The organism is Bilophila wadsworthia ATCC 49260 (genome assembly GCF_000701705.1).
In the GTDB taxonomy this organism is placed as follows: Bacteria; Desulfobacterota; Desulfovibrionia; order Desulfovibrionales; family Desulfovibrionaceae; genus Bilophila; species Bilophila wadsworthia.
Window position 1 is genome coordinate 24,052 of sequence record NZ_JNJP01000016.1, and the last position, 25,293, is coordinate 49,344.

A 25,293-nucleotide genomic window follows, 5' to 3' on the forward strand; every position below is an offset into this window, starting at 1 on the left:
TTCCTCAAATGGCTTCGGATGCGTCCCGGCCTGAAAGCCGTTTCCGCATCCAGCCGCCCCCGGAGCCCCCGGCTCGGAAACACTCCGCGCAGCGCCTTTCACTGATTCCGCATATGGGACGCCGAAGCGTCAAGCCTATCCCGTACCCCAGCGTGAATGCCCCGTTTTTTTCCGAGGGCGGACTTAATCCCTGTCTGTGGGGATATCGTCAAGGCGGTATGGCGTCGCCTGATACACGCAATAGTTCAACCAGTTGGAATAGAACAAATGGGCATGGGCCCGCCAGCTGACCAGCGGGGGCCGTGTCGCATCGTCACCGGGGTAGTAATGTGCCGGAGGCGCGATCTCCATCCCCTTGGCCACATCCCGCCGATACTCCGCATCCAGCGTATCCCGGTCGTACTCAAGATGCCCTGTGATGAACATGCTCCGCCCGTCGAGCGTACCGGCCACAAGCACCCCGGCCTCATCCGACTCGGCCAGAATCTCCAGCGTGGGGATCTTGGCAATGTCTTCGCCCCGGACCTCAGTGTGCCGGGAATGCGGCGCATGGAACACATCGTCGAATCCCCGGAACAGCTGATTCGTGGGATCATTGATGGTGTGGCTGAAAATACCGGAAAGCTTGCGCGGAAGCCCGTACTTCGGGATGCCGTAATGATGGTACAGACCCGCTTGCGCTCCCCAACATATATACAACGTAGCGTGCACGTGCTTTTTCGCATAGTCCATGATGCCGACGAGCTCGTCCCAGTAGTCGACTTCCTCAAAGGCGAGCTGTTCCACCGGCGCGCCGGTGATGATCATGCCGTCGAACGAGCTGTCGCGCACCTGAGAAAACGTCTTATAGAAACGCTCAAGATGCTGCGGCGCGGTATTTTTGGATTCGTGCCCCTCAGCCCGCAGAAGCGTCACGTTCACTTGCAGGGGCGTATTGCCGAGCAGGCGCAGCAACTGCGTTTCCGTGGCGATCTTGGTCGGCATCAGGTTAACGATGGCAATCTCCAGAGGCCGGATGTCCTGACGGTTGGCGCGGCCTTCCGTCATGACAAAAATGTTTTCGCCTTCCAGTATCGGGCGGGCAGGCAAATCTTCAGGAATCTTAATGGGCACGGGAAACACTCCTTCGCGGCGATAAAGGTACGCCGACTTCCCTACTCAATTGATATGGATTCTGTCAAGCCGGGCAATCGGTCGCCGATTTCTACCCTATTTGCCAAACTTGGCAATCCCGTTACGCACCCTCCTTGATTTTATATGCAAGGCGGAGCATACTCGGAACGATTATATTCAAATTCGTGTCTGCCGTAAGGCACAACCTTTTGTAAGGAGCGTTTTTCAATGCGTCTGCTCAGAGCTTTCCTCGTCCTTTCCCTTCTGCTGCTGCCCCAGATGGCCAACGCCGAAACCTTGATGATGGCGACCACCACCAGCACGCAGGATACCGGCCTTCTGGAATATCTCCAGCCCATCTTCAAAAAGGACACGGGCATCGATCTGAAATGGATTTCCGTAGGCACGGGCAAAGCCCTCGCCCACGGCAAGGACTGCGACGTCGACGTGCTGCTCGTACACGCCCCCGCCCTTGAGGAAAAGTTCGTGGCCGACGGCTTCGGCGTGGACCGCCATCAGGTGATGTACAACGACTTCGTGCTGATCGGACCCGCCGCCGACCCGGCCGGCGTCAAGGGCAAAGACATCCCCACCGCCCTGAAGACCTTCGCCGAAAAGAAGATCCCCTTCGTGAGCCGCGGCGACAACTTCGGCACGCACAACACCGAAAAGCAGCTGTGGAAAGTCGCCGGCATGGAAGTGCCCGGCAAGGACGCCACGTGGTACATTGACGCCGGCCAGGGCATGATGGCCACCATCCGCATCGCCGCCGAAAAAGACGGCTACACCGTGACCGACCGCGGCACCTACATCAAGTACAATGCCGCCGCCAAGGGCGATGCGCCCCTGAAGATCCTCGTCGAAGGCGACAAGGCCCTCCTGAACCAGTACAGCGTCATGATGGTCAACCCCGCCAAGTGCCCGAAGGTCAAGCAGGAAGCCGCCAAGAAGTTCATCAACTGGTGGATCAGCCCCAATACCCAGAAGGCCATCGCCAGCTTCCAGCTTGAAGGCAAGCAACTCTTCTTCCCCAACGCCAAGGCCGGAAAATAGCCTCGATTGATTTTGAATGGGCGGAGCATCGGGGAAAGGAGAGAAAAGCCTTCTGAAGGAAGGGGGGAGCCCCCCACGCTTTCCCTCCCTTCCCCAATTCCGCCAGTGCGCCCCTCTCTTTCCGCCAAGCGTTTATACTTACCGAATCCCTTCCCCCGCATCCCTTGAAGCCCCTTTCTCTTCAAAGACACATTTCATGGAGAACGGGGTTCTCGGCCTTGGAACATTTCAAAACGGAACTGTTCCATTTTCCGTGTATCCCCCTGATCTTCTTCCTTTCCGCTGAACCGAACTCCCGTCGCGCGGCCTCCCCACCAGTCAAAAGCCTTTGAAAGGAGATAGGAGGGGGCCGGGGTAGGGAAGAGGGAAGCTTCTCTCAGAAAGTTTCCCTCCCCCGCTCTCCCTCTCCTCCCCCCTCCACGCACAAAAAAAGGGAGCCCCCGCAAGGGACTCCCTTTTTCCACAGGTAAAACTGCCAGAGAAACGCTTAGTGGGGGCCGCCCACCAGAATCAGCGGAACTTCAGGGATATAGGTACAAATGAGCAGGACGATAAGCATCAGGGCGATCATGGGCAGAGCCTGACTGGCGATGTTCTCGAGCTTCGCCTTGGCGACGCCGCTGGCCACGAAGAGGTTTACACCCACGGGCGGCGTGATGAAGCCGATGGCAAGGTTGACCACAATGATGACGCCGAAGTGCAGCGGCGATACGCCCACGCCCGTCACGATGGGCAGCAGGATGGGAACGAGGATAACGATAGCCGCCAACGCTTCCATGAACGTGCCGACGATGAGCAAAAGCACGTTGATGAGCATCAGGATGACGATCTTGTTCTCGGAGAAGCTCAGGATGGCCCGGGCCACAGTGCCGGGCACGTCTTCGATGGTCATGATGTTCCCGAACAGGGTCGCCATGGCCATCAGCACGATAATGACGGCGGAAGTCTCGCAGGACTCAATGCACGAGTTGATAAGGCACTTGAAATCCATTTCCTTATACAGGAACAGGCCCACGATCAGACCGTAGAAGGCGGCGATGGCCGCGGCTTCGGTCGGGGTCATGATGCCGCCGTAGATGCCGCCGAGCACGATGACCGGAACCATGAGCGCCCACTTGGCGTCCCAAGCCGCGTGCATGAGGGTCCGTGCATTGCGGACCTTTTCCTGACCGCGCCACCCCTTCTTGCGGGAATACCAATAACAGTAGCTCATAAGCACGATGCCCACCATGATGCCGGGCACGATACCGCTCATGAACAGGTCGCCGATGGAGACCTGCGCGGAAATGCCGTACACCACAAAGGGGTTGCTCGGAGGGATCATGACGCCCACGCAACCGGCGGCCGCAACGAGGGCGGCGGAAAAATACTTGTCGTAACCGCGCTCCACCATCGCGGGGATGGTGAGCGCGCCGATGGCCGCCACGGTGGCGGGGCCGGAACCGGAGATCGCGCCGAAGAACATGCAGGTCACAATGGCGGTGAGGCCGATACCGCCATAGGTGCCGCCGACGATTTCGTCAGCAAGGGACAGCAGACGGTGGGAAAGCCCGCCCGCGCCCATGAATACACCCGCCGCGATAAAGAACGGGATAGCCATAATGGGGAAGCTGTCGATGGACGTAAAGGCCACCTGAGCCATGTATTCGATAGGGAGGGTGTCCGCGCAGATGATGGTCGCCAGCGTGGACAGGCCGAGGCTGATGGCCACGGGCACGCCGATGGCGCACAGCACGATGAAATAACCGAACAACGCGGGCAGCGGTTCGATGTAGTCACAGAAAATGACCGGCGAAGCGATGACGAAAACCGCTATGAGGCCGATCAGGGTATCCACCAACCCGCAAACCTTGACTTGCTTGTAGAGAGACTGGAGCAGGCGGAAACACATGAGCCCGAAGCCGAAAGGCAGGATCAGATAAGGGATGAGGAAGGGGATGCGCAGGGCCGTGGTATGCTGCGGGTATTCCTGCAGCCGTTCGATCTGGCCCCAGCCGTAGTAGGCGATGGTGGCCGTCAGGATGAAGAACAGCACCTCGACCACGATCCAGCTGATCTGCTGCAAGCGCGGGGGCAGATGATCGTAGAGCATGTCCACCCGGATGGACGAACGCTTTTTGATGGCGACGCTCAGGGCGAGGTAGGAAATCCAAATAAAGATGTAGCGGGAAAGCTCTTCAGTCCATACGGCGGCACCGGCGCGCTCAATGAACTGCGTGATGATGTAACGGTAAATAACCTGCCATGTGATGAACAGGGTAATGGACAGCAGGCCGGTGACGAGGAACATCTTCTCAAAGTTTTCGTCGAGCCAGTGCAGTACGCCCTGCTTGGAAGCGTTGGTCTTTTCCATGCGAGATTCCTGTGGTGTAAGAGAAAAAGAGCCGGCCTGCGGCAAGAACATGCCGCAGGCCGAGCATCAAAGGACTTACTTCTGGGTATCGGCGATCAGCTGCAGCAATTCGGCCGGGATTTCCTTGGCGAACTGTTCACGCACGGGAGCGGTCCTGTCATACAGTTCCTTGCGCTGTTCGGGCGTCAGCATCGTGATTTCGATGCCCTTGGCCTTGAACGCGTCCCAAGCCTTCTTTTCGAGCTTCACGGATTCGGCGCGCTGCCATACGGTGGCTTCCTTCGCCGCTTCAGTGATGATCTGCTGCTGTTCGGGGGTCAGGCTGTCCCACTTTTTCTTGTTCATCAGCAGGATGTGCATGGAATAGTTGTGCTCGGAGTCCATGGCGTACTTGAGGACTTCGGTGTGCTTGGCGTCGTTCAGCAGCGAGAAGGTGTTGCCTTCGGCGTCGACGGTGCCCTGCTGGATGGCGGTGTAGGTTTCACCCCACGCCACGGGAGCGGGGTTCATGCCCAGCTCGGTGGCCACGGCCACTTCTACGGGCGAGTCGGTCGTACGAACCTTCAGGTTCATAAGATCCTTGACTTCCTTGAGGGGCTTCTTGGAGGACACGAAGTTGCGGTAACCGAATTCGCTGAACATGATGGTCTTCAGGCCGATGCTTTCGGAAACTTTGTCGAGGGCCTTGCCAAGTTCGCCGTCGTCAAGAGCCTTGTAAAGCTTTTCCTGATTGGCGGGAGAGGTCACATAGGGAAGGTCGATAGCCATGTAGGATTTCGAGAAACTCGCGAGGTTCGGCGTGGAGCTGGAGGACATATCCAGCGTCCCGGCTTGGGCGGCTTCCGTAGTCACGCGGTCGCTGCCGAGCTGGCAGTTGGGGAAGAGCTGGATGCGGATCTTCTTGTTGCTCTTCTTTTCGACAAGCTCCTTGAACTTCTCATAGCCGACAGTCACGTTGTTGCCCGGAGCCATAGGGTGGCCAAGGCGCAGGGTAAGCGGTTTTTCAGCTCGCGCATTATTGGCCATGCCGAGGACCATGCATGAGGAAGCCAAAAGGGCAGCTACGGTGTACAGTACTTTTTTCATCACACGTCTCCTTACGTGAAAAAAAGTATTCCCGCCAACGGGTATGATGCTTGTTGTACACCAGCCATAGAAAAAAAGGGAAGCCCCCCTCATTTATCAAAAAATGTACCAGAGTTGAGTACGCGATCAGTTTTTTCCGGCGTACCTCAAATGTCTACTTTCCACAGTTTATAAGTGATTTTGGTGTATTGTCTGACCATTCCGGAACATATTGAAAACATTAAAATACTTCATATGCGTACTCAAAAAATGAATGTCGACTTTATACTCTTAGGGAGTATACTCACTAAAAGAAATTATGATTCCAATATATTACGATATCAAAAAAATATTTTAAAAAAAATTGTGAAATTATGCCTTTTCTCTACCATAAACGCCCTGAAACGGCATTTTTTCACACTTTTCGGCATCCCCTTTTTCTCACTTTGCTGTTCCAGAAGCACATTATCTATTTTATTCCAGCGTGATATAAAAAACACAGTCTTCATCAGGGGCTTCATGGGTTCCGCGCCCTCATGGATACCCTCATTTTTTAGGGGGAAAATCATGCCCTAATTGCAACAAAAAGAACAAACGGCGCATCACAAAAAGCATTCCCCTCCTGCAACATCCTATAAGGACAAAATAAAAGGCCCATCGGCATAGCGAATGCCGATGGGCCTTCAGTGTTCGTGGGCTTAGCAGCAACTAATCCTTAAAAGGGCAATCCGCCGCGCTCCTTCCCTCAATGACGCCAAGAGCCGCGCCCGGAGCGACAGGCTTATGGCCTGATGCCTTAAATACTTTCCGGGTCAGGCTGTCGTCCACGGTCCCTTCGGGAAGCTTGTCGACACTGATGATCCCTTCTTGGTGGAGGAAAGCCACCACTTCATCGATGTTCGCCTTCTCGCGCTCCCCAAAGTAGAAGTTCATCCACTCGCGGACAAGGTTGGGAGAGTTGGCCGGAACCTTGCCGAATACGGAATACCACAGCACCCGCTTGGGAACGCCGGTGGCGTACTGGGAAACCATATTGATGACCTGTTCCCAATTGTCGGGGTTCAGCATGAACAACTGGGCTTCCAGATCCGAACGCAAATAGCCTTCGGCGACCTTGGGATGTTTCTCCATGAAATCAGAACGCATGACCACTATGCCGAGGTCCTCGTTGTCACAGGCGGACCCATCGGCGACAATCTTCCCCACGCCTTCGCCGACCTCGGAAGCCAGCCCGGAAAGCGTAGGCTCCCAAAGCGACGCCGCATCAAGCTTGCCCGCACGGAAATTCGTGGAGATGACTTCAATGGTCTGGTTCAGGTATTCAGCGGGCTTCACCTTATACTTCTCAAAAAAACGGCGCATATACTGGTCCGAGGCGCTGCCCTTGGGAGCGGCAATGACCTTCCCGTCAAGCCAGCGGGCCAACGCTTCGTTGTCCTTGAAGTCCGGCGCGTCTTTGCGCACTAAGATGAGCGAGCAGCGGGTCCCTTCGGACATGTCCGTCGTGGACACCATCTTGACCTTGCCCTTGGCGCGCACGCACAGCACGGCGGCCGGCATGATGCTCATATAGCCGATCTGCGCCCTGTCAGCCAGCATGTTGCTGGCGACGACCGTCCCCTGCACAGCGGGGTGAAACTCGATTTCCGTCCCTTCGGGCGTATATTTCTTCCAAAGCCCCAGTTCGGCGTTGATGATCGCTTGATAGGAAATCGTATCATACGGCTGAAATCCCACCACAAATTTTTCAGCCTGCACAGGACTGGCCAACAACCCCATACAAAGGGCAAATGCCCCCAGCATCTTCGAAAAGCGTTTCATATATGCCCTCCTCAATATGAATACCATACAGGCAACGCACCTCCGCGCCGCCCCAGTACCCCTTTCCGCATTGCCAAAGCGGCCTCAGCGCCTTCTCAGGCCCCTTGCGGGGACTTTTCCGGCACTCTAAACGTATCTCAGCTTTATCCTGCTCTATCGTGTTTTTTTCTGTTCTTCAACAGGTTCCACAGCAAGGGCCCCTCCATGCCCGACAGCAAAAAAAAGCCCCGAACGAATCGGGGCTTTCTCAACATATCGCTTCAGCAACAGCAAAACACTATTTGGACTTTGCCTTGGAGGTAGATTTCTTTTGCGCTACAGAAGTGCTTTTCTTCTGTGAAGAACGCTTCTGGGCAACCTGTTTCTTTGAGGAAGGCTTCTTGCTGCTTGCCACGGAATTCTTACTCGTCGCCTTCTTCGAGGCTACCGTCGTCCGCTTTTTGCTGGAAACAGCCTTGTGTTTCGAGCTGGACCGGCTGGACGAAAGCGTCTGCTTGCCCTTTTTCTGCGATTTGGAAACGACGTGCTTGGCCTTGCTCTGCGAAAGCGCCGCGTCGGAAGCCGTCCGGTGAAGCCGGGAAGAGCGGGATTCATACAGCGCCATCAGTTTCTGCGCGGCTTCGGCATCGGATTCCGAAATGCTCACACGGCGGGCGCCGAGGAACGTCGAACTGAAATAAGGATCGCTGAGCGAGGTGATCTCCACGCTCTTGCCGCGCCGGGGGCTGTGGATGAACTTGCCGTCCCCAACGTATATACCCGTATGATACCCACGCCGGGGATGCCTGAAAGCCACGATATCTCCGGCTTCCATTTCATCGGAATCAATAGGCGTACCCAGCACGGACTGTTCCCGCGCGGTACGCGGGAGCGAAACCCCGACGCTTTTATAGGCCCATTGCACGAAACCCGAGCAGTCGAACCCCGACATGCTGGTCCCGCCGCGAACATACGGCGTACCGATAGCCGTCTTGGCGCGCTCGACAAGATGCACGTTCGAGAGAGGAACGCCCTCGTCCCGCATACGCGCCACCGCCGCCGAACGGTAATCGTAGGCAAAACGCTCTTCCGGGGTCATGGTCGAACGATCGGGCCCAGTCAGATTCTCGTAGTCGTTCCCAAAGGCAAACGAATCATCGACCGCCCGCTGTTTGGGAGCACACCCCACGAGAATAAGGCCCGTCAACAACAAAAGCCACAGGCCAGCGCGTATTTTGATACTAGGTATGTTCATTGGGCGAGGCTAGAAAATTTTTCAATACTTGTCAATATGCGTTTTTTCATAACGATATCCACGGAATAACATGTTTTCGGGTCTCGTTTTCCGGCACGCTTCCAGCGCTTTCACGGCCACACGCCACTCCGGCGAGAGACTAAGCACAATCCTTCTTCCCTGTCTCTTATTTTTCTGACAAAAGAACACACATGCCATCGTCAAACCCAGGGAGGCTCCATGCGATCCTGCTTATCCGCAATCATTCCTTCTTTGGCCGCCGCACTCCTGCTCACGGCTCCGGCCTTCGCCGCTCCGGCCCAACCAGCAAAAGAAGCGGCTGTCCCCGTCCAAACCGCCGCCACGTCTTCCTACAGCGGCAACGCCAAGACGCGGATCTTTCACGTATCCGGCTGCCGTTACTTCAACTGCAAGGCCTGCACGGTGCGTTTCAAATCCGCGGAAGAGGCCCGCAGCAACGGATACAAACCCTGCAAACGCTGTTTGGCCCGCGAGGGCAGATAGGCTTTGGAAGTTTGCAGGGGTACTGGGGAGGAGTCCGGATAAAGGCAGACCACGTTTCTCCTCTTCCCCAAACCTGCCAGCGCGGGCCCTCCCTGCAAAGCCTTTCATGCGTATCGCCCTGTTCGCGGCCTTTTCCGGCGCAACTTGCCTTTGGATACGACATTTCAAAGCGGACCCCTTGGCCGTTCCTCTCTCCGGATAGGGAAAATCCCCGCGCTCACGGCGCGGGGCTCTCTCCTCAGCGGCCTGTTTCTTTGAGGAAAACCGTCACTGAGAGCCGCCACCCCTCTCTAGGTCCTTCCGATCCGGACGGTTCCGGCGTACCTTCCCTCCTGTCTCTTCAACTTTTTTCGGATCGTTCAGCATCATGACAGAACAGCTTTCATCATTGGCCTTGCAGGCCCTTGCCGTCGTCAAGGAAAGCGGCGCCATCATCGGCGCCAATCATGCCCATCCCCACACTATCCGCCATAAGGGGCGCATCGATCTCGTAACGGAAACCGATATCGCTGTGGAGGCATTCCTGAAAGAACGCCTTGCAACCCTGGCGCCCCAGGCCGGATTCCTCGCTGAAGAGAGCGCGGAAGATCTGAGCCTGCCGGATACCTGCTGGATCATCGATCCCGTGGACGGCACAACCAATTTTGCCCACGGCCTGCCCCTGACCGTCACGTCCGTGGCCTACCGCCTGAACGGGGAAATTGTGCTCGGCATCGTCAACGCGCCGCTGCTCCGCGAATGCTTTATTGCGGAAAAGGGGAAAGGGGCATGGCGCAACGGGGAACGCATCAGCGTCTCATCCGTGACGGCCTGCGAGAATGCCCTTGTAGCCACCGGTTTTCCTTATGAAATCGCCAGCCGCGTGGATGAAATTCTGGAGCGAATGCGTCCTGTGCTGTCTTCTTGCCAAGGGGTACGGCGTTGCGGGGCCGCAGCACTGGATCTCGCATGGACGGCCTGCGGGCGCTTCGACGCTTTTTATGAAGACGAACTCAAACCGTGGGACATGGCCGCAGGCGCGCTGCTCGTCACCGAGGCCGGGGGCAGCATTTCCAATCTGGACGGCTCGCCCTTTGATCTGCGCTGGTCGATCCTCGCCGGAAACAAGGCCATGCATGAACTCATCGGAAAAATGATCCGGTAATCCAAGTACGGAACAAGGAGAGGCGGCCCGAGCCAGATAATGGAGCCCCTCTCCCGTCCCTAGCCACTCCGTGGCTACGGCCAACCTCATACGGCGCAACGGGGCCGCGCGCTCAAACAACAGGACGCGGAGAGGAAACGCGGAACAACTCCAGACACGTTCCCCACGCCAATCCCGTGCCCGTTCTCCGTAAAGCGGAACGCATCAGCCTCTGGGGAGCTTTACCGCCAAGGCTTCCTCCATGCCCGCAATCGACCAGAGATACAGCGAAACGACCGACCCGTACGGGGAATAGCGCTTGCGGCGGCGCTCAAAGCGCTCCCGCGTCAACTCCCTGTCCCCGTAGAGCAACGCCATGCCCCGCCGGATGCCCAGATCGCCCCAACTGAGCACGTCCGGACGGCACAACGAAAAAATCATGAGCATTTCCGCCGTCCACACGCCGATGCCGTTGAGGGCCGAAAGCTTCCGGATCAATTCTTCATCGGGGGCATGGCGCAGGGCCTCCAGATCCAGAGCACCGGAGGCGACTTCTCGGGCGATCCCCTGTATATATCCAACTTTACGCTGACTGAGGCCACACTGCTGGATCTGTGAGGGGTCAGCCTCCGCAAGGCCTTGCGGCGTAAAGTTCCCCACCAAAATGTGCAGCCGGTCGGAAATCGTCTGCGCGGCCCTTCCGGAAATCTGCTGTGCAATCACGCTGTCGACGAGAGCCGTAAACAGATCCGGCTCCACCCCGCGCCGTATCGGTCCAAGCCGCTCGATCACCCGCCCAAGCCGTTTGTCCCGGCGCTTCAGCGCGTCGAGCGCCTCCCCGCCGCATGGGAACACGGGACGCAGCCGCTCCTCGCTCTCCCAAAGGCACAGCGTCGCCGCCGAGCCGAACGGCGCGTGGCGGGCCCGAAACGCCTCAAAACCTTCCTGCGTGCAGCTTCGCGGCCCATGTACCCGCATCAGGCCACTCCGCACAGCCTCGTCGTCGAACCGCAGGACGCCGGGACGCCGCAACACTCCGATCAATACGCGCACGGCAAGGCGCACATCCACGCACCGCAGCGAACACAAGGCACCCACCGCCTCGTCGTCGGGCAGGGCGGCAAGGCGCTCCATGCCGATCTTTCCCGAGCGAACCGCCTTCGCCGCGCCGAGCAATGCATTCGCCGTTTTCTTCCCGAAGGCCTCCAACGCCGATCCTGCCTCAAGCACGCGCTCGGGGGAAACCTCCCCAATCTGTGCGGCCAACGATGCCCACGCGAACGGGAACGCATCGGATGCCCCCTTTTCCATGATCCCCTTTGCCAGCGCCGCGAACAGATCCGTTTCCAACTCGAAAGCGGCATCACCAGCGGCTTCGGCCAGCACCGGGTCCACTGAACGCAACCGGGCGAACGCCGGCTCAGTCAGCGGGGCCATATCTACGCTCCAGCTCAAGCAAACGTTCCTTCATACCCAATCCGCCGCCGTAGCCGACAAGCGCACCGGTGCTGCCTATGATACGATGGCAAGGGACAATGATCGCAATGGGGTTCCTGTTGTTCGCCATGCCCACGGCCCGGCAGGCCTTCGGATTGCCGACGGCTTCGGCGATATCTTTATAACTTGCCGTATGGGCATAGGGAACCGTGCACAGGGCCTGCCAAACCTGCTTCATGAAAGGCGTTCCCTCATCAAACCGCAGCGGCAGGTCAAACGTTTTGCGCCGACCGGCGAAATACGCCTCCAACTGCGCAAACGCCTCGCCCAGCAGCGCCGTTTCAGGACCTTCCGAAACGGCATCACTCCGGCCCGGCAAATAAAGACGCGTGATGGAACCCTCTTTGTCCTCTATGCCCACCCGCCCAAAGGCAGTTTCCCGAAAACACAACATACAAGCTCCCTTATGACTTCCACATAGCATGGATTGCTTTGTCTTGCTCCTCTCTTCAAAGCCTTTTTATCAAAAATGACGGCTTCATCCAGTGCCATACCGCCGGTTCCCCCATCTCCAGCCTTTCCTCAATCCGTCGGCATCCGGCAAAAACCAATGGCTCCGTCCGTACTAAAAGCGGATTGGCGAAACACAAACAAAAGCGGCAGACCCGTCTCCACCGTTGTCTTCCTTTCTATCCCAGCAGGGAGAACTGGCGGCTCTTCAGGCTGGCGCAACGTTGATCCGTCACTTCATCGTCAGCGGAAAGCCTCCCTACAAGCAGCGGCGAAGCGGGATCGTGCAGCGCCGAGCCCCGCCCCACGGGGACGCCGTCCTGGTTGGCGTAACAATAGAGGCATCCGTTCCCGCAGGTGCCGTACACGCCGACATCCACACTCGCCACACACTTGCACCCGGCCCTCTGTTGCGAGGGACGGACATCAAGGCGGCATCCGGCCACCCGCTCGACAAGCTCACGGCTGAGGCAACCCGCGTGGACGACACCGGGGACGTCCACGTCCTCCGCACACAGGGAAAGCCGTATCCCCCTGCGCTCCGCCATCGCCGCAAACGCGGCAAGCAACCCCTTCCGAGCCTGCCCGCTGTCCCCGCAGAGCCCAAGAGCCGGTATCCGGCGGCGGAGCTTCGGGTACATATCCAGAAAACTGACGACACACGTACGCGTAACGCCTTCAAGCCGTTCCGTCAGCGCATCAAAACAGCGCACATGCCATGAAAGGGAATAGGCCCCGCTGAAAAAGATGGGATCATACCGCCAGATCACCCGTTCGCTCCCAAAAGCTTCCGACAGCCGCTTCATAGCTTCGACCAATTGCAGCTTGTCCGGAAGCCCCGGCTCAACATCACGCCCATACCCCGTCAGCGTGAATTGAAACACACAAGGCCAGCCACGCAGCAGCGCCAACCGATCCAGCAAAGGCAGCGGGTTCTTCGTCCACAAAACAAGGCAGTCCACGGCTTCGCGGGAGAACACATACCGGGTGACGCGGCGCGCATCATGGCGCACGCATACGTTGCCCGCCTCCAGCCGATTGCAAAGCCACTCAGAGTAATAGGTGGGAATATCCGTACGACGGCTCGCGCTGAAAAGCATATCTTTTTCCTTGCCGTATTTCCCGGTTCTCCGCAACGGGCACCGCTCCCCCCATCCCGTGTATGCAAGGAAGACCTGCCCCGCCGGGCCGCGACGCTTCACCTTTCCCCCCCACGCACCGAAAACGCCTTCATGCGGCCATGCCCGAAAGCCAACTCCCCGCCCTCCATCCCCAAACAACTCCCGCCTTCCGCACGGCAGGAACTCCCGCCGCACGGCCTCCCCCGCTCTTCCGCTCCCCTCACCCACGTACAAAAAAGGGCAGGCCCGCAAGCCCGCCCTTTAGTTACCTGGTTTCCCGGCGCTACTTCATGAGGAACTTCATGGGTTCGATGGACAGCGAGGGGAAGAACAGAAGCAGGAACAGCACCAGCATTTCCACGATAAGGAAGGGAGCCATGTTCCGCACCAGATTGCCGATCTTGATGTTCCCGATGCCGCAGACCACATAGAGCACCGTGCCCACGGGCGGCGTGATGACGCCGATGCCGAGGTTCAGGATGAACAGCAGCCCGAAGAAGTACGGATCGATGCCCGCCTGCTGGATCAGGGGATAGAACACCGGCGCGAAAATCAGCACGTTCGGCGTCAGGTCCATCACCATGCCCGCAAGGAACAGGAAGACGTTGATCGAAAGCAGCAGAAGGATCGGGGAATCCACCAGCGGCTGGAAGAGTTCCGCCACCTGCATGGGGATTTGCGCCGAGGTGATGAACCAGCCCACCGCCGTGGCCGTGGCCACGATCAGCATGACGACGGAGGTGGTACGTGCCGCGCGGGCGCTCACGGCGAGCAGGCCCTTGAAGGTCAGCTCACGGTAATACAGGGTACACACGGCAATGGCATACACGCAGGCGAACGCGCCGCCTTCCGTGGGCGTGAAGACGCCGAACCGGATGCCGCCAAGCAGCAGCACGGGCATCATGAATGCGGGCATGGCGTCCCGGACGATCTTCGAGGCTTCACCCTTTTTGAACTCGATCTTTTCCTTATAGCCGTCAATGCGGACGATAAAGAACCATGTGACCATCAGGCAGAGGCCGATGATCAGGCCGGGGACCAGACCGATCATGAACAGCTTGGTGATGGAGAGGCCCACGGTCGCGCCGAGCAGGATAAAGTTGGTGCTCGGGGGGATGATGGGGCCGAGGATGGCGCCGGAGGCGATGACGCCGCCCGCGCGGCCGGGCTTATACCCAGCCTGCGCCATCATGGGCAGGAGCAGGCTGCCGAGGGCAGCGGCTTCGCCCACGGAACTGCCCATCAGACCCGCGAAAATCACGCTGGACACGATGGCGGCATAGCCGAGGCCGCCGCGGACGCGGCCGATGATGAGCTGCGCAAGCTTGACCACCCGCTTCGACAGGCCGCCTTCGGTCATGATTTCACCGGCGAACACGAAGAAGGGGATGGCCATCAAGGGATAGTTGTTCGCGCCGTCCAGCATGGACTGCGGGATGATCATGACGAACATGCTGTCCCACATGCCGCCGTAATACATCAGGACCATAGAACACAGGACAAGCACGATGGCGATCGGAATGCCCAACGCGAGGAAGCCGAACAGGCTGACCAAAAAGACGACAAGTTCCATGTTCTCTCCCCTATTCCGTTTTGGGCGCGGTGTTGAACTCGCCGGCGGGCGTGCGGATCAGCCGCACGATGTCCCGCAGGTGGATGATGATCACGGCAAAGGCCATGACGGGCAGCGTCCCGTTGATGAAGGCCATGTTCACGTCGGTAGCGACGGAATAGGTGTCCAGCGTCTGGAGCACCACGGAAATACCGCCGAAAAGCAGCAGCACCAGAGCCGCAAGCATGAACAGGGAGGCGACGATGTCCACGGCCTTGCGCGACGCGCCGCTGATCATGTTGACGAACATGTCCACCGCGATGTGCTTGTGCCGGTAAAAAGCTTCAATGCCGCCGATGAACGTGATGTAGATGAAAAGGAACCGGGCCCATTCCTCACTCGGCGCAAAGCTCGAGCGGAACACGTACCGCAGGAAGGCATTGAAAAACACGAGGCCGATCATCCCCAAGAAAATAGCGGCGCAAAAGACTTCAAAGGCCCGTTCGCCTTTGCCTTTCGCGGCTTCTTCCCGGCGGATTTCCTCCTCGGTTTCGGTTTCCTCTATACGTTCCGGCGGCATGACCGGTTTGTTTTCACTGCTCATGATGTACCCCTGGGCGTGATGGTCGGGCCCATGCGACAGACATGGGCTTGAGGGAAAAAAAGGGCCTCCGGCCTGCGCCGGAAGCCCTGTTGAGAACGCAAACGTTACTTCGCCTGACGATAAGAGTCCGCGCTGTCAAGGATTTCCTTGGCATTCGGGACGGTGTCATAGAAAAGCTTCCAGCTGCGCTTGCCGGCGTCCTGCATGAACTTGTGCAGTTCGGGGGAAGGTTCGCTGACATGGCCGCCGGCTTCGGTGATGGTCTTCACGGCGTCCGCATCGACCTTTTCCACGAGATCCCACACGTAGTCGGCGGAACGCTTGGCGGCTTCGTCGATCCACTTCTTGTCCTGTTCGGGCAGGGACTGGTAGAACTTTTCGTTGATGTACAGGGAGTGGATGACGAGCAGGTGGCCGGTGAGGGTGATCTCAGGCGTGGTCTCGTACATCTTGATGCTCACGATATCGGACAGGGGGCTGTCGCCGCCGTCGATAACGCCCTGATCAAGCGCGCCGGTCACTTCGGCGAAAGGCATGGGCTGGCCGCTGATGCCGCATTCCTTGGCAAAGTTGATGTACAAGGGGATGTTCGGCACGCGCATACGCAGGTGCTTCATGTCGTCGATGGTCGCCACCGGCTTTTTGGTGTAGAAATGGCGGAAGCCCAGGGGGAAGGCGTTCAGCACGCGCATACCGGACTTTTCGGTGAAGCCGTTGGTGATCAGTTCGAACGTCTTGCCGCCGTTCATGGCACGGCGGGCGTGGGCGTAGTCGTCGAACAGCATGGGCGTTTCGAGCATGGCCATGGAAGGCTGGATGGCGGACGTCTGGGTTCCGGTGGCGCACATCTGGATGATGCCCTTGCGGGTGCTGGCGATGTAGGCGTCTTCCTTGCCGAGCTGGCTGTTCGGGAACACCTGCACGTCGTATTTGCCGCCGGACAGTTCCTTCAGGATTTCACCGAATTTACGCATACCGAGGGTTTCAGGTTCCCCGTCGGGCTTCATACCGGCCATTTTGATGACAACTTTGTCGGCCGCGAAGCTGGAAGTCGCGGTAACGCCGAGCAACAGACCGCAAGCGATGAGCAAGGCCAATGCACGTTTCATGTTTCTCCACCTTTTTACGGTTCGAATGTGAACATTTCTCCCCGGCTGCGTTTTCGTGAGGAAAAACATTCCTGACGTGCCGCATGGGGAGATCTCCTGCCTTTCGCGCCTGTGCGCCCTCCTCCGCAACATCACTCTGAGAACCGGAAACGCACAACAATGCTGGGAACCGGTTCATTTCCATTCCGTTTCACCCCTGTGAAAACGGCGTACGGCATAAACGGAGTTCGGCCGGGATTGACGGACACCCCCATGTCTCTCTTACGTCATTCCTCAGCCGAAAGAGGATAAAAACTATCAGGAAGCGAAAGGCAAGCCCCGTTCGATAGCGAGAATTATACTAATCTGAAATCTTTTTGTTGGGAATAGAGTAACGGGCCTCTTCTTTGTCATTCTTTTGTAACATTCGCGCTCTTTCCAAGATTTTTCTTAATAATTCAGTGGATAATAAAAAAGAAAAAATCTTTGGGGATGTTGCCCCGCGAGACCTCGGATTCCCCCCTCCAGCCGGATGTTTCGACTGTTGACAAAGCGGCCCGCAAGATCGACAGGAATTCCGGCATCCTTTCGGACCGTTCCCTTTTTTGGAGTATTTTCATGCATCCTTTCTCTTCGGCGCGCCTGCACCGCCTTATCCAGCTTGGTTTCGTCCTCTTTCTCTCCTGGGTCGCGTGGCGGCTCCATGAGTATGCCCAAGGGGTATCCGGAAACGGCGCATTCGTCCCCCGCCCCGCCGCCGCGGAAGCCTTCCTCCCCCTGAGCGCCCTGCTCGGCCTCAAGCGTCTCCTGCTCACCGGGCAATACGATCCCATCCATCCCGCGGGATTGACCATCCTGCTTGTCGCCTTGTGTACGGCCATCCTGTGCCGCCGGGGGTTCTGCGGCTACCTTTGCCCCGTCGGCTGGCTCTCCGGCCTCCTCGCCCGTCTGGGGACACGGCTTGGCGTGAGCTGCCGCCCCGGAAGGCGGCTCGAATGGCTCCTCTCCGCGCCCAAATACGTGCTTCTTGCCGCCATCCTGTACAGCTTCGTGGTCAGCATGGACCTCCCCAGCATCGAATGGTTCCTCAAGTCGCCCTACAACCTCGTCGCCGACATCAAGATGCTCCAGTATTTCCTTGCCCCCGGGACGCTGACCCTCGGAGTGATCGTCGTCATGGTTCTGGGCTCGATCTTCCTGCCGGGCTTCTGGTGCCGGGGCTTCTGCCCCTACGGCGCCCTGCTCGGCCTCCTATCGCTGCTCTCACCGATGGCGGTCAACCGTAACCCCGCCTCCTGCTCCGGCTGCGGGCGCTGCGCCGCGGCCTGCCCGTCGCGGATTCCCGTCGACGAGCGCAAACGACTCTCCGGCCCCGAGTGCGTGGGCTGTACGGAATGCGTAAGCGCCTGCCCCTCCCGCTGCCTCGACATACGGTTCGGCTACGGGACCGGAGCCCTCCGCCTTCCGGCGTGGGGCATCGCCGCCGGGACGCTGCTCATCCTCCTGATCGGCTATGCCGCCGCCGTTTTCACCGGCCACTGGGAAGCGGATCTGCCCCCGCAGATGATCCGTATGTTCCTCAACTGACCGGTACGGACAACATGAGGAGGCACACAAACGCCTTCATCCGGCCTCCCCTTCCGTAATCCCAAACCGGAAACGGCGTTCCGCTGGATTCTATCGGCGGATTGTGCGACACTGCCACACAAAACGGCCCTTTCCTTCAGATCGCAACAAGGATGCTTTCAATGTCGCAAGCACAGCTCCCCAACGAATTGGCAACCTTCCTCGAGACTTGGACGACCGACCCCAACAACGCGAAGGACGCCTTCGTCCGCTTCAAGGATTTCCTGCTCACCACCCCGGACGTGCGCTTTGATTTCAAGGCCCGCCCCGGCGTGAGCTACTCCCTGCGTGCCGCCAATGCCAAGAACGACGAACGCCCGCTGTTCGTGCTCGTGGACGTGGTGGACGACGAACCCGAAGCCCGCTGGCTTTCCGTCTGCTTTTACGCAGATATGGTCAACGATCCCGATGAATTGGGCGACTTCGTCCCGTCCGGGCTCATGGGGAAGGATGCCTGCTGCCTCAACCTTGAGGAAGATGATCCCGCCATGCGTGACTATATCCTCGCCCGCCTTGGCGAGGCCGCCGCGTCCGCCGCGAAATAACGCCCGGAACGGAGTGTCGAACAGCCCCTCCCCAATCGGGGCGGGACCTCAGTGCGCACAAAGGAGGCAGGCCGCAACGCCAGCCTGTTCTCTCTTTGCTGGGAAGCCATTCCCTGCCGGGATGGTGTGCCGGAATGGAGAAGCGCCGCCCTCCTTCTATAAGGAAGGATGACGCCAAGCAATGCTGCCTACTCCCGATAGCGCTACCTACCCTAATCGAAAAAAGCCCCGGAGCCGTCACTCCGGGGCTTTTTCAGCATAGCCGGACATCAAAAAAGGACTTTACCGACAGGGGCACCGCCTACCCGCTAAAACACTCGGCCATATCCGCTATCGGTGAACGTTGACGGGCGATAGCGCCACAGCCGATCCCGTCCTTCCCCCTTAGCGCGATACATGGCGACATCGGCGTTCTTGAGCAGGCGAGCGGGGGTAGCGGCCTCCAGCGAATGAAACGCAACACCCACGGACGAGCTGATGCGGGCCTCTCCCTCTTGCAGCGGAAATGGGGCACGGATTGCCTCAAGAATGCATTCGGCCGTCCGGAGTACATCCCCTTCCGCCTGTTCAATGAGCAGCACGGCAAATTCATCCCCGCCCATGCGCCCGATGAGCCCCCGATCGCCGACGCATCCCTGCAACCGGGCCGCACCCTGTACGAGCAGTTCGTCGCCCGCGGCATGTCCAAGCGAGTCGTTGACTTCCTTGAACCGATCAAAGTCGACCAGCAGCAAGGCCAGCCCCGAGCCGCATTCCAGTGCGCTCCCACAGGCTTTGTGGAGCATCTCCTCAAACATGGCCCGGTTCGGCAGCCCGGTCAGGGGATCATGGCGTGCCTGCGCCAGAGCGGTTCTGGTTGAAAACAGGTCTTCAATCAGGTTTTCCAACTGGAATTCCCGGACCTCTTTCTGCACAATGAGCGTGCCGATCTGCTCAGCCAGCCGCCCCACGGACGCAGGGACGGACGGGTCGTTCGTATACCGGAACAAGGCGCGCACCTGTTCGGCATCCCCCCAGACGATGTCTTTGACGATCCGGGTTATGTCATTGAGGCAAGCTTCGTAATCGTGCTTCACATCGGCCCCGCAGCTACAGCGTTGTCGCCGGTCCGGCACTCTGAACCGGTTCCAGCGGCAGGTCGGACAAATACCGCCGCACCATATCGAGCGCGGTGCCCGCGGCGCGATCCCGAAGCCAGCCGCGGCCATGAACCCGGCCGGGAGGCGTTATCCTGCGGACCCACGTCCGCGTACCGTCACTGAGCGCAATATAGATGAGCCCCACAGGCTTTTCCGGCGTCCCCCCGGTCGGCCCGGCAACCCCGGTGATGCCGATGCCGAGCTCGCTGCCCGATACTTCGCGCACGCCTTCGGCCATAGCCCGGGCCACAGGTTCGCTTACGGCCCCGTGTTCCTCAAGCATGGCGGCAGGCACGCCGAGCAGCTTCATCTTGGCTTCGTTGGCGTAGGTCACAAGGCCCATGCCGAAGACTTCCGACGCGCCGGAAACGTCCGTGATGAGCTTCGCCACCAGACCGCCCGTGCAGGATTCTGCGGTAGCCAGATGCAGCCCCTTTTCACTGAGCAGCCGGACGACCACGCTTTCCAGATTGTCCACATCCACGCCGTAGACCACATCCCCGTACCGGCGGCAAATCTCTTCGACCACCGGACGGCACAGCGCCTCGGCGGCTTCTTCGCTCTCAGCCCGTGCCGTCACCCGCACGAACATCTCGTTTTCCTTCGCATAGGTCGCCGCCGTCGGGTTCGCCGCATCGGTCAGATCGGCAATCTTCAACGCGCCCGCCCCCTCGCCGAGACCGAACGTGCGGATCATGCACGAGTGGATGACGGCGTGGCTCCCTTCTTTCAGGAACGGGACGACATAATGCTGCAACATGGGGACCAGTTCGGAAGGCGGCCCCGGCAGCATGACGATCACCTTGCCGGACGCCGTCCGCACGCCGCAGCCCGGCGCGGTCCCGATGTCGTTGGGGAAGACGGTCGCGCCCTCGGGCAGCATGGCCTGCTTGCGCTGGTTCTCGCCCATCGCCGGGCGTCCCTTGAAGTAGCTTTCCAGACGGCGCAGGCTGTCCTCATGGATCTTCAGCGGAGCGCCCGCCACACTGGCGATGGTTTCCTTGGTCAGATCGTCGTCCGTGGGGCCCAAGCCGCCCGTCGTAATAACCACATCGCTGCGGCCCAGCGCTTCTTCCAGCGCGTCCCGCAGCCTCCCCGGATTATCGCCCACGGTGCAGGCAAAAAGCAGGTTGACCCCGATGGCGGAGAGCTCGCGCGCGACAAACGCCGCGTCCGTGTTGATCGTATGCCCAAGCAAGAGCTCGGTCCCTACCGAAATGATTTCAGCATTCATGGCAAACTCGGTTGCGGAGATGAGCGGAAATGACTTTTTTGGGGGAAAGCCCCCTTTGGAAGAAACCCCTTCCAAAACCTGCCAGCGCGGCTCGCGCCACCCCATCCCCCTAAAACTTTTCCCTCACGGTTACAACAAAAGTTTCCGGGGGGATATCGGAAATGAGGGGCCAATCGGCGGGCATTCCCGCCGCTCGAAAGGGTTATGGAGGAAAACAGGGAGGAATGCTGTTGCCGGACATCCCTCCCCAGCCTCCATCCTTGCTATTCGGACTTCACTTTCTTGTGGACATGAACCGCTCTGGGAAGGAAGAGATTCAACAGCACCCCGGTGACGGCGGCAAGCCCGATGCCGCCGAGGCGGAACGAGCCGATATTAAAGGTCATGCCGCCCACGCCGAAGATGATGATCAGCGCGACGACGGCGAGGTTGCGGGGCTCCATCAAGTCTTCGCCAGCGCGGACCAGCGTGTTCAGGCCCACCACCATGATGGCCCCGAACAGCAGGATCATGATCCCGCCCATGACCGGGACGGGGATGGAACTCAAGAACGCGCCGAGCTTGTTGACGCACGAGAGCACGATGGCCCAAATGGCGGCCCACGTCATGACGCCGGGGTTGAACGCCCGGGTCAGGGCCACCGCCCCGGTCACTTCCGAGTAGGTCGTATTCGGAGGCCCGCCGATGAAGCTCGCCAGCATCGTGGCGATGCCGTCGCCGAGCATGGTACTCTTGATGCCGGGGTCCTTGAGGAAGTCCTTCCCCGTCACCGAGCTGATGGCGATGATGTCCCCGAAATGCTCAATGGCCGGGGCGAGGGTAATGGGGATGATGAACAGGATGGCTTCCCAGCGGAACTCGGGGAACACGAAATCCGGAACGCCGAACCACGGCGCGGCGGCCACCTTGCTGAAATCGTGGATGCCGAGCCCGATGGCGCACAGGTAGCCTACGGCGATGCCCGACATAATGGGGATAAGGCGTATCATGCCGCGCCCGAGCAGAGAAACGAGCACCGTCGTCGCCAGCGCCGCCATCGAAATGATCAGCGCCGTGTTCTCGGGGACAAGCACCGCGCTGCCGTCCCCGGCCTTGCCGAGGGCCATGTTCACCCCGACAGGGGCCAGCACAAGGCCGATGACGATGATCACCGGCCCGGTCACGATGGGCGGCAGCAGGCGCATGATGATCTCCGTGCCGCGCCAACGGATGATGAAGCTCAGCACCACATAGACGGCACCGGCCACGACCATGCCGCCCAGCGTCGCGGGAAGCCCCCAAGTCTGCACGCCATAGATGATCGGCGCAATGAACGCGAAGGACGACGCGAGAAAAACGGGCACCTTGCCGCGTGTGCAAATCTGAAAAATCAACGTGCCCACGCCGGCCGTAAACAAGGCCACGTTGGTGCTCATGCCCGTCAGGATCGGCACCAGCACCAGCGCGCCGAATGCCACGAAAAGCATCTGCGCACCGAGCAGGGAATCTTTCAACCGAAAAGAATACGTCGTATCCGACTCCATCTCCACTCCTCAGAAAAAAATGTATGTTCCCTGTCCTCTGGCGGCTCCCGCATACCGGGCTTGAGGGGAACGGCTCCCCTCAGCCGGATCGGAGGCAGCGCCTCGCCGCCTGCCCGCTACCGCGTTCCGAAGATGCGGTCCCCGGCGTCGCCGAGGCCGGGGATGATGTAGCCGTGCTCGTCGAGATGGGAGTCGACGGCGGCCGTATAAATGTCCACGTCGGGATGCGCTTCCTCGACGCGCTTGATGCCTTCGGGAGCGCACACGAGATTGAGGCTGAGGATGCGCTTGCAGCCGCGCTTCTTGAGGAGATCGATCGTGGCGATGAGCGAGCCGCCGGTCGCCAGCATGGGATCAAGGATAATGGCGATGCGCTGGTCGATCTCCTTGGCGAGCTTCACGTAGTACTCTACGGGCTCCAGCGTCTCTTCGTTCCGGTACAGGCCGACGACGCTGATCTTCGCGCCCGGGACCATGTCCAGCACGCCGTCCATCAGGCCGAGCCCGGCCCGGAGAATGGGAACGATGGTCACCATCTTGCCGGAAATGGATTCCACTTCCACGGGCCCGGCCCAGCCTTTGATGGTCCGCTTTTCGGTCTTGAACTGCTTGGTGGCTTCATACATGAGCAACCGGGCGATTTCCTTGGCCAGCATACGGAATTCGCTGGTGGAGGTGGATTCCTTCCTAAGGATGCCCAGTTTGTGCCGCACGAGAGGATGATCAACTACATGAACCGCCATACCCATTCTCCTCTGAATAAAAGGATTCCCGAAACGCTTCCAAAACGCATGGGGCCGCCGAAGCGGGAAGCCAACCCCATCCAACAGGCCAAATAAATTGGAAGACCTTATGCCGAGGCCGAGGGTTTGTCAAAATCACGCTCCGAACGGCCGCCCTCGACACGCCCCGCGCGCGGCCTCCGCGGATTTGGGCAAAGGCCTCCGGCTCACTGCGAAGGGGGGTTACAAAATCGTAGTTAACATTTTTGTAAATAACAATATTCCCTTTGAGATAGGCACAGTTATGCGAAAAACGGCAAAAACGCCTTGCCAGAAGGACTAAAAAGGCATAAAAACGGCACACATTTCCTTGAAATCCTGTTTCAGGGCGTGCCACGGGATTGTGTGTTTCTCAAATTGTCAAAACAGGAGTTCTCTCCCTCTGAGAAAGGGAGGGGTCCCCGCCAAGGAGCTTACGTCATGGCTTCGAGCTACGTGCAGAAAGTTATCCGCAGTGTGAAGAAGAGCAACCCCCACCAGCCGGAGTTCATTCAGGCGCTGGAAGAAGTCCTCCACTCGCTGGAACCGCTTTTTCTGAAGGACCCCAAGTACCAGCAGAACGGCATTCTCGAACGCATCGTCGAACCCGAACGCCAGATCATGTTCCGCGTGGCATGGACGGACGACAAGGGCCGCGTGCAGGTGAACCGCGGCTACCGCGTCCAGTTCAACTCCGCCCTCGGCCCCTACAAGGGCGGCTTCCGCTTCCACCCCAGCGTCAACCTGAGCATCTTGAAATTCCTCGGTTTTGAACAGATCTTCAAGAACAGCCTGAGCGGCCTCTCCATCGGCGGCGCCAAGGGCGGCAGCGACTTCGATCCCAAGGGCAAGTCCGACGCCGAAGTCATGCGTTTCTGCCAGGCCTTCATGACGGAAGCCTTCCGCTACATCGGCAGCACCATCGACGTGCCCGCCGGGGACATCGGCGTGGGAGCCCGCGAAATCGGCTACATGTTCGGCCAGTACAAGCGCCTGACCTCCAGCTTTGAAGGCGTGCTCACCGGCAAGGGCCTCAAATGGGGCGGCTCGCTGGCCCGCAAGGAAGCCACCGGGTACGGCAGCGTCTACTTTGCCTCCAACATGCTCAAGGCCCGCAACATGGATCTGGAAGGCGCCACCTGCGCCGTGTCCGGCTCCGGCAACGTGGCTATCTACACCATCGAAAAGCTGTACCAGCTCGGCGCCAAACCCGTGACCGCCAGCGACTCGCGCGGCTGCATCTACCATCCGGGCGGCATCAACCTCGACGCCCTCAAGCAGGTCAAGGAAGTCGAGCGCGCGTCCCTCGCCCGCTACGCCGAGCTCTGCAAAGACGCCAAGTATATCCCCGCGAAGGAATACCCCAAAGATCAACATCCCGTGTGGAACGTGCCCTGCAAGCTCGCCTTCCCGAGCGCCACGCAGAACGAAGTCAGCGGCGCCGACGCGGCCAACCTCATCAAGAACGGCTGTGTCCTCGTATGCGAAGGCGCCAACATGCCCTCCACCCCCGAAGCGGTGGAAGCCTTCCTTCAGGCCGGGCTCGCCTTCGGGCCCGGCAAGTGCGCCAACGCGGGCGGCGTGTCCACCAGCCAGCTCGAAATGGCTCAAAACGCCAGTATGCAGTCCTGGACCTTTGAAGAAGTCGACGCCAAGCTCAAGAACATCATGGCCAACATCTTCAAGGCCGCCCATGAAACCGCCGAGGAATTCGGCGTGCCCGGCAACTACGTCCTCGGCGGCAACATCGCCGGCTTCCGTAAGGTGGCCGACTCCATGATCGAGCAGGGCCTGTATTAAAAGAGAGTGCGTGAATACCGGGGGAGGACCTTTCTTCAGAAAGGTCCTCCCCCGGCCCCCTTCCCAAAGGCTTTTGACTGATGGGGA

General features: G+C 59.2%; 21 protein-coding genes. 6 read left to right on the forward strand and 15 right to left on the reverse strand.

What is annotated here, in order from left to right; all coding sequences use genetic code 11:
- Positions 1-183 precede the first annotated feature (183 nt).
- Positions 184-1,113 (reverse strand): homoserine O-acetyltransferase MetA, encoded by a 930-nt coding sequence (metA, locus tag T370_RS0108460; protein WP_029435461.1) that lies wholly within the window; start codon positions 1,111-1,113, stop codon positions 184-186.
- Between the two features lie 228 nt (positions 1,114-1,341).
- Between metA and T370_RS0108465 the strand changes: the two genes are divergently transcribed.
- Positions 1,342-2,166, forward strand: coding sequence for an ABC transporter substrate-binding protein (locus T370_RS0108465; RefSeq protein ID WP_029435462.1), 825 nt, complete (start codon positions 1,342-1,344; stop codon positions 2,164-2,166).
- Between the two features lie 487 nt (positions 2,167-2,653).
- Here the strand turns inward: T370_RS0108465 and T370_RS0108470 are convergent, their stop codons facing one another.
- The 4 genes from T370_RS0108470 to T370_RS0108490 all read right to left on the reverse strand — a co-directional run bounded on the left by T370_RS0108470 (position 2,654) and on the right by T370_RS0108490 (position 8,639).
- Positions 2,654-4,519 (reverse strand): TRAP transporter large permease, encoded by a 1,866-nt coding sequence (locus T370_RS0108470; protein WP_005025591.1) that lies wholly within the window; start codon positions 4,517-4,519, stop codon positions 2,654-2,656.
- A 75-nt stretch (positions 4,520-4,594) separates the two neighbouring features.
- A complete protein-coding gene (locus T370_RS0108475; RefSeq protein WP_029435463.1) occupies positions 4,595-5,605 on the reverse strand; it encodes a TRAP transporter substrate-binding protein in 1,011 nt (336 codons plus the stop codon).
- Between the two features lie 687 nt (positions 5,606-6,292).
- Positions 6,293-7,405 carry an ABC transporter substrate-binding protein gene (locus tag T370_RS0108485; protein WP_016360748.1) on the reverse strand — a complete coding sequence of 371 codons (1,113 nt, stop codon included), beginning with the start codon at positions 7,403-7,405 and terminating at the stop codon, positions 6,293-6,295.
- A 277-nt stretch (positions 7,406-7,682) separates the two neighbouring features.
- Positions 7,683-8,639 carry a C40 family peptidase gene (locus T370_RS0108490; RefSeq protein WP_029435465.1) on the reverse strand — a complete coding sequence of 319 codons (957 nt, stop codon included), beginning with the start codon at positions 8,637-8,639 and terminating at the stop codon, positions 7,683-7,685.
- 219 nt (positions 8,640-8,858) lie between these two features.
- Here T370_RS0108490 and T370_RS0108495 point away from each other — a divergent pair, with 219 nt between their 5' ends.
- Entirely contained in the window at positions 8,859-9,143 is a 285-nt protein-coding gene (locus tag T370_RS0108495) for a sunset domain-containing protein (RefSeq protein ID WP_005025582.1), read from the forward strand.
- A 367-nt stretch (positions 9,144-9,510) separates the two neighbouring features.
- Complete coding sequence (locus T370_RS0108500) at positions 9,511-10,287, forward strand: inositol monophosphatase family protein (protein WP_029435466.1); 777 nt, start codon at positions 9,511-9,513, stop codon at positions 10,285-10,287.
- Positions 10,288-10,491: 204 nt separating this feature from the next.
- On the opposite strand, the gene T370_RS25680 is transcribed toward T370_RS0108500, so the two are convergent.
- The 6 genes from T370_RS25680 to T370_RS0108530 all read right to left on the reverse strand — a co-directional run bounded on the left by T370_RS25680 (position 10,492) and on the right by T370_RS0108530 (position 16,599).
- Positions 10,492-11,721: a DNA-3-methyladenine glycosylase family protein gene (locus T370_RS25680; protein WP_248604238.1), complete on the reverse strand. Its 1,230-nt coding sequence runs from the start codon at positions 11,719-11,721 to the stop codon at positions 10,492-10,494.
- Positions 11,687-12,157: a methylated-DNA--[protein]-cysteine S-methyltransferase gene (locus T370_RS0108510; protein WP_005025575.1), complete on the reverse strand. Its 471-nt coding sequence runs from the start codon at positions 12,155-12,157 to the stop codon at positions 11,687-11,689. The genes T370_RS25680 and T370_RS0108510 overlap by 35 nt, the downstream gene beginning before the upstream one ends.
- A 235-nt stretch (positions 12,158-12,392) precedes the next feature.
- The gene (locus T370_RS0108515) at positions 12,393-13,313 is read right to left on the reverse strand and encodes a DUF1848 domain-containing protein (protein WP_029435468.1); all 921 of its coding nucleotides are present in this window, start codon (positions 13,311-13,313) and stop codon (positions 12,393-12,395) included.
- Positions 13,314-13,617: 304 nt separating this feature from the next.
- Positions 13,618-14,907, reverse strand: coding sequence for a TRAP transporter large permease (locus tag T370_RS0108520; RefSeq protein ID WP_005025570.1), 1,290 nt, complete (start codon positions 14,905-14,907; stop codon positions 13,618-13,620).
- Positions 14,908-14,917: 10 nt separating this feature from the next.
- Entirely contained in the window at positions 14,918-15,490 is a 573-nt protein-coding gene (locus tag T370_RS0108525; RefSeq protein WP_029435469.1) for a TRAP transporter small permease, read from the reverse strand.
- Positions 15,491-15,594: 104 nt separating this feature from the next.
- Positions 15,595-16,599, reverse strand: coding sequence for a TRAP transporter substrate-binding protein (locus tag T370_RS0108530; protein ID WP_005025567.1), 1,005 nt, complete (start codon positions 16,597-16,599; stop codon positions 15,595-15,597).
- Between the two features lie 597 nt (positions 16,600-17,196).
- On the opposite strand from T370_RS0108530, the gene T370_RS0108535 reads away from it, so the two are divergent.
- Together T370_RS0108535 and T370_RS0108540 are read left to right on the forward strand one after the other, a co-directional pair.
- Complete coding sequence (locus T370_RS0108535) at positions 17,197-18,165, forward strand: 4Fe-4S binding protein (RefSeq protein ID WP_029435470.1); 969 nt, start codon at positions 17,197-17,199, stop codon at positions 18,163-18,165.
- 161 nt (positions 18,166-18,326) lie between these two features.
- Positions 18,327-18,749, forward strand: coding sequence for a hypothetical protein (locus T370_RS0108540; protein WP_029435471.1), 423 nt, complete (start codon positions 18,327-18,329; stop codon positions 18,747-18,749).
- A gap of 308 nt (positions 18,750-19,057) precedes the next feature.
- Here T370_RS0108540 and T370_RS0108545 read toward each other — a convergent pair whose 3' ends face one another.
- The 4 genes from T370_RS0108545 to upp form a co-directional block, all read right to left on the reverse strand.
- Positions 19,058-19,825, reverse strand: a complete 768-nt coding sequence (locus T370_RS0108545; protein WP_029435472.1) for a GGDEF domain-containing protein — start codon at positions 19,823-19,825, stop codon at positions 19,058-19,060.
- A gap of 13 nt (positions 19,826-19,838) precedes the next feature.
- Positions 19,839-21,122, reverse strand: a complete 1,284-nt coding sequence (locus T370_RS0108550) for a competence/damage-inducible protein A (protein ID WP_029435473.1) — start codon at positions 21,120-21,122, stop codon at positions 19,839-19,841.
- 263 nt (positions 21,123-21,385) lie between these two features.
- Complete coding sequence (locus tag T370_RS0108555) at positions 21,386-22,645, reverse strand: uracil-xanthine permease family protein (RefSeq protein WP_029435474.1); 1,260 nt, start codon at positions 22,643-22,645, stop codon at positions 21,386-21,388.
- A 116-nt stretch (positions 22,646-22,761) separates the two neighbouring features.
- Positions 22,762-23,388 (reverse strand): uracil phosphoribosyltransferase, encoded by a 627-nt coding sequence (gene upp, locus T370_RS0108560; RefSeq protein ID WP_005025553.1) that lies wholly within the window; start codon positions 23,386-23,388, stop codon positions 22,762-22,764.
- Positions 23,389-23,847: 459 nt separating this feature from the next.
- On the opposite strand from upp, the gene gdhA reads away from it, so the two are divergent.
- Positions 23,848-25,206 (forward strand): NADP-specific glutamate dehydrogenase, encoded by a 1,359-nt coding sequence (gdhA, locus tag T370_RS0108565; protein WP_005025551.1) that lies wholly within the window; start codon positions 23,848-23,850, stop codon positions 25,204-25,206.
- The last annotated feature ends 87 nt before the right edge of the window (positions 25,207-25,293 follow it).

Coding starts and splice junctions, on each gene's coding strand:
- T370_RS0108465 (WP_029435462.1), top strand. CDS start 1,342: ATGCGTCTGCTCAGAGCTTTCCTCGTCCTTTCCCTTCTGCTGCTGCCC.
- T370_RS0108470 (WP_005025591.1), bottom strand. CDS start 4,519: ATGGAAAAGACCAACGCTTCCAAGCAGGGCGTACTGCACTGGCTCGAC.
- T370_RS0108475 (WP_029435463.1), bottom strand. CDS start 5,605: ATGAAAAAAGTACTGTACACCGTAGCTGCCCTTTTGGCTTCCTCATGC.
- T370_RS0108485 (WP_016360748.1), bottom strand. CDS start 7,405: ATGAAACGCTTTTCGAAGATGCTGGGGGCATTTGCCCTTTGTATGGGG.
- T370_RS0108490 (WP_029435465.1), bottom strand. CDS start 8,639: ATGAACATACCTAGTATCAAAATACGCGCTGGCCTGTGGCTTTTGTTG.
- T370_RS0108495 (WP_005025582.1), top strand. CDS start 8,859: ATGCGATCCTGCTTATCCGCAATCATTCCTTCTTTGGCCGCCGCACTC.
- T370_RS0108500 (WP_029435466.1), top strand. CDS start 9,511: ATGACAGAACAGCTTTCATCATTGGCCTTGCAGGCCCTTGCCGTCGTC.
- T370_RS0108510 (WP_005025575.1), bottom strand. CDS start 12,157: ATGTTGTGTTTTCGGGAAACTGCCTTTGGGCGGGTGGGCATAGAGGAC.
- T370_RS0108515 (WP_029435468.1), bottom strand. CDS start 13,313: ATGCTTTTCAGCGCGAGCCGTCGTACGGATATTCCCACCTATTACTCT.
- T370_RS0108520 (WP_005025570.1), bottom strand. CDS start 14,907: ATGGAACTTGTCGTCTTTTTGGTCAGCCTGTTCGGCTTCCTCGCGTTG.
- T370_RS0108525 (WP_029435469.1), bottom strand. CDS start 15,490: ATGAGCAGTGAAAACAAACCGGTCATGCCGCCGGAACGTATAGAGGAA.
- T370_RS0108530 (WP_005025567.1), bottom strand. CDS start 16,599: ATGAAACGTGCATTGGCCTTGCTCATCGCTTGCGGTCTGTTGCTCGGC.
- T370_RS0108535 (WP_029435470.1), top strand. CDS start 17,197: ATGCATCCTTTCTCTTCGGCGCGCCTGCACCGCCTTATCCAGCTTGGT.
- T370_RS0108540 (WP_029435471.1), top strand. CDS start 18,327: ATGTCGCAAGCACAGCTCCCCAACGAATTGGCAACCTTCCTCGAGACT.
- T370_RS0108550 (WP_029435473.1), bottom strand. CDS start 21,122: ATGAATGCTGAAATCATTTCGGTAGGGACCGAGCTCTTGCTTGGGCAT.
- T370_RS0108555 (WP_029435474.1), bottom strand. CDS start 22,645: ATGGAGTCGGATACGACGTATTCTTTTCGGTTGAAAGATTCCCTGCTC.
- upp (WP_005025553.1), bottom strand. CDS start 23,388: ATGGCGGTTCATGTAGTTGATCATCCTCTCGTGCGGCACAAACTGGGC.
- gdhA (WP_005025551.1), top strand. CDS start 23,848: ATGGCTTCGAGCTACGTGCAGAAAGTTATCCGCAGTGTGAAGAAGAGC.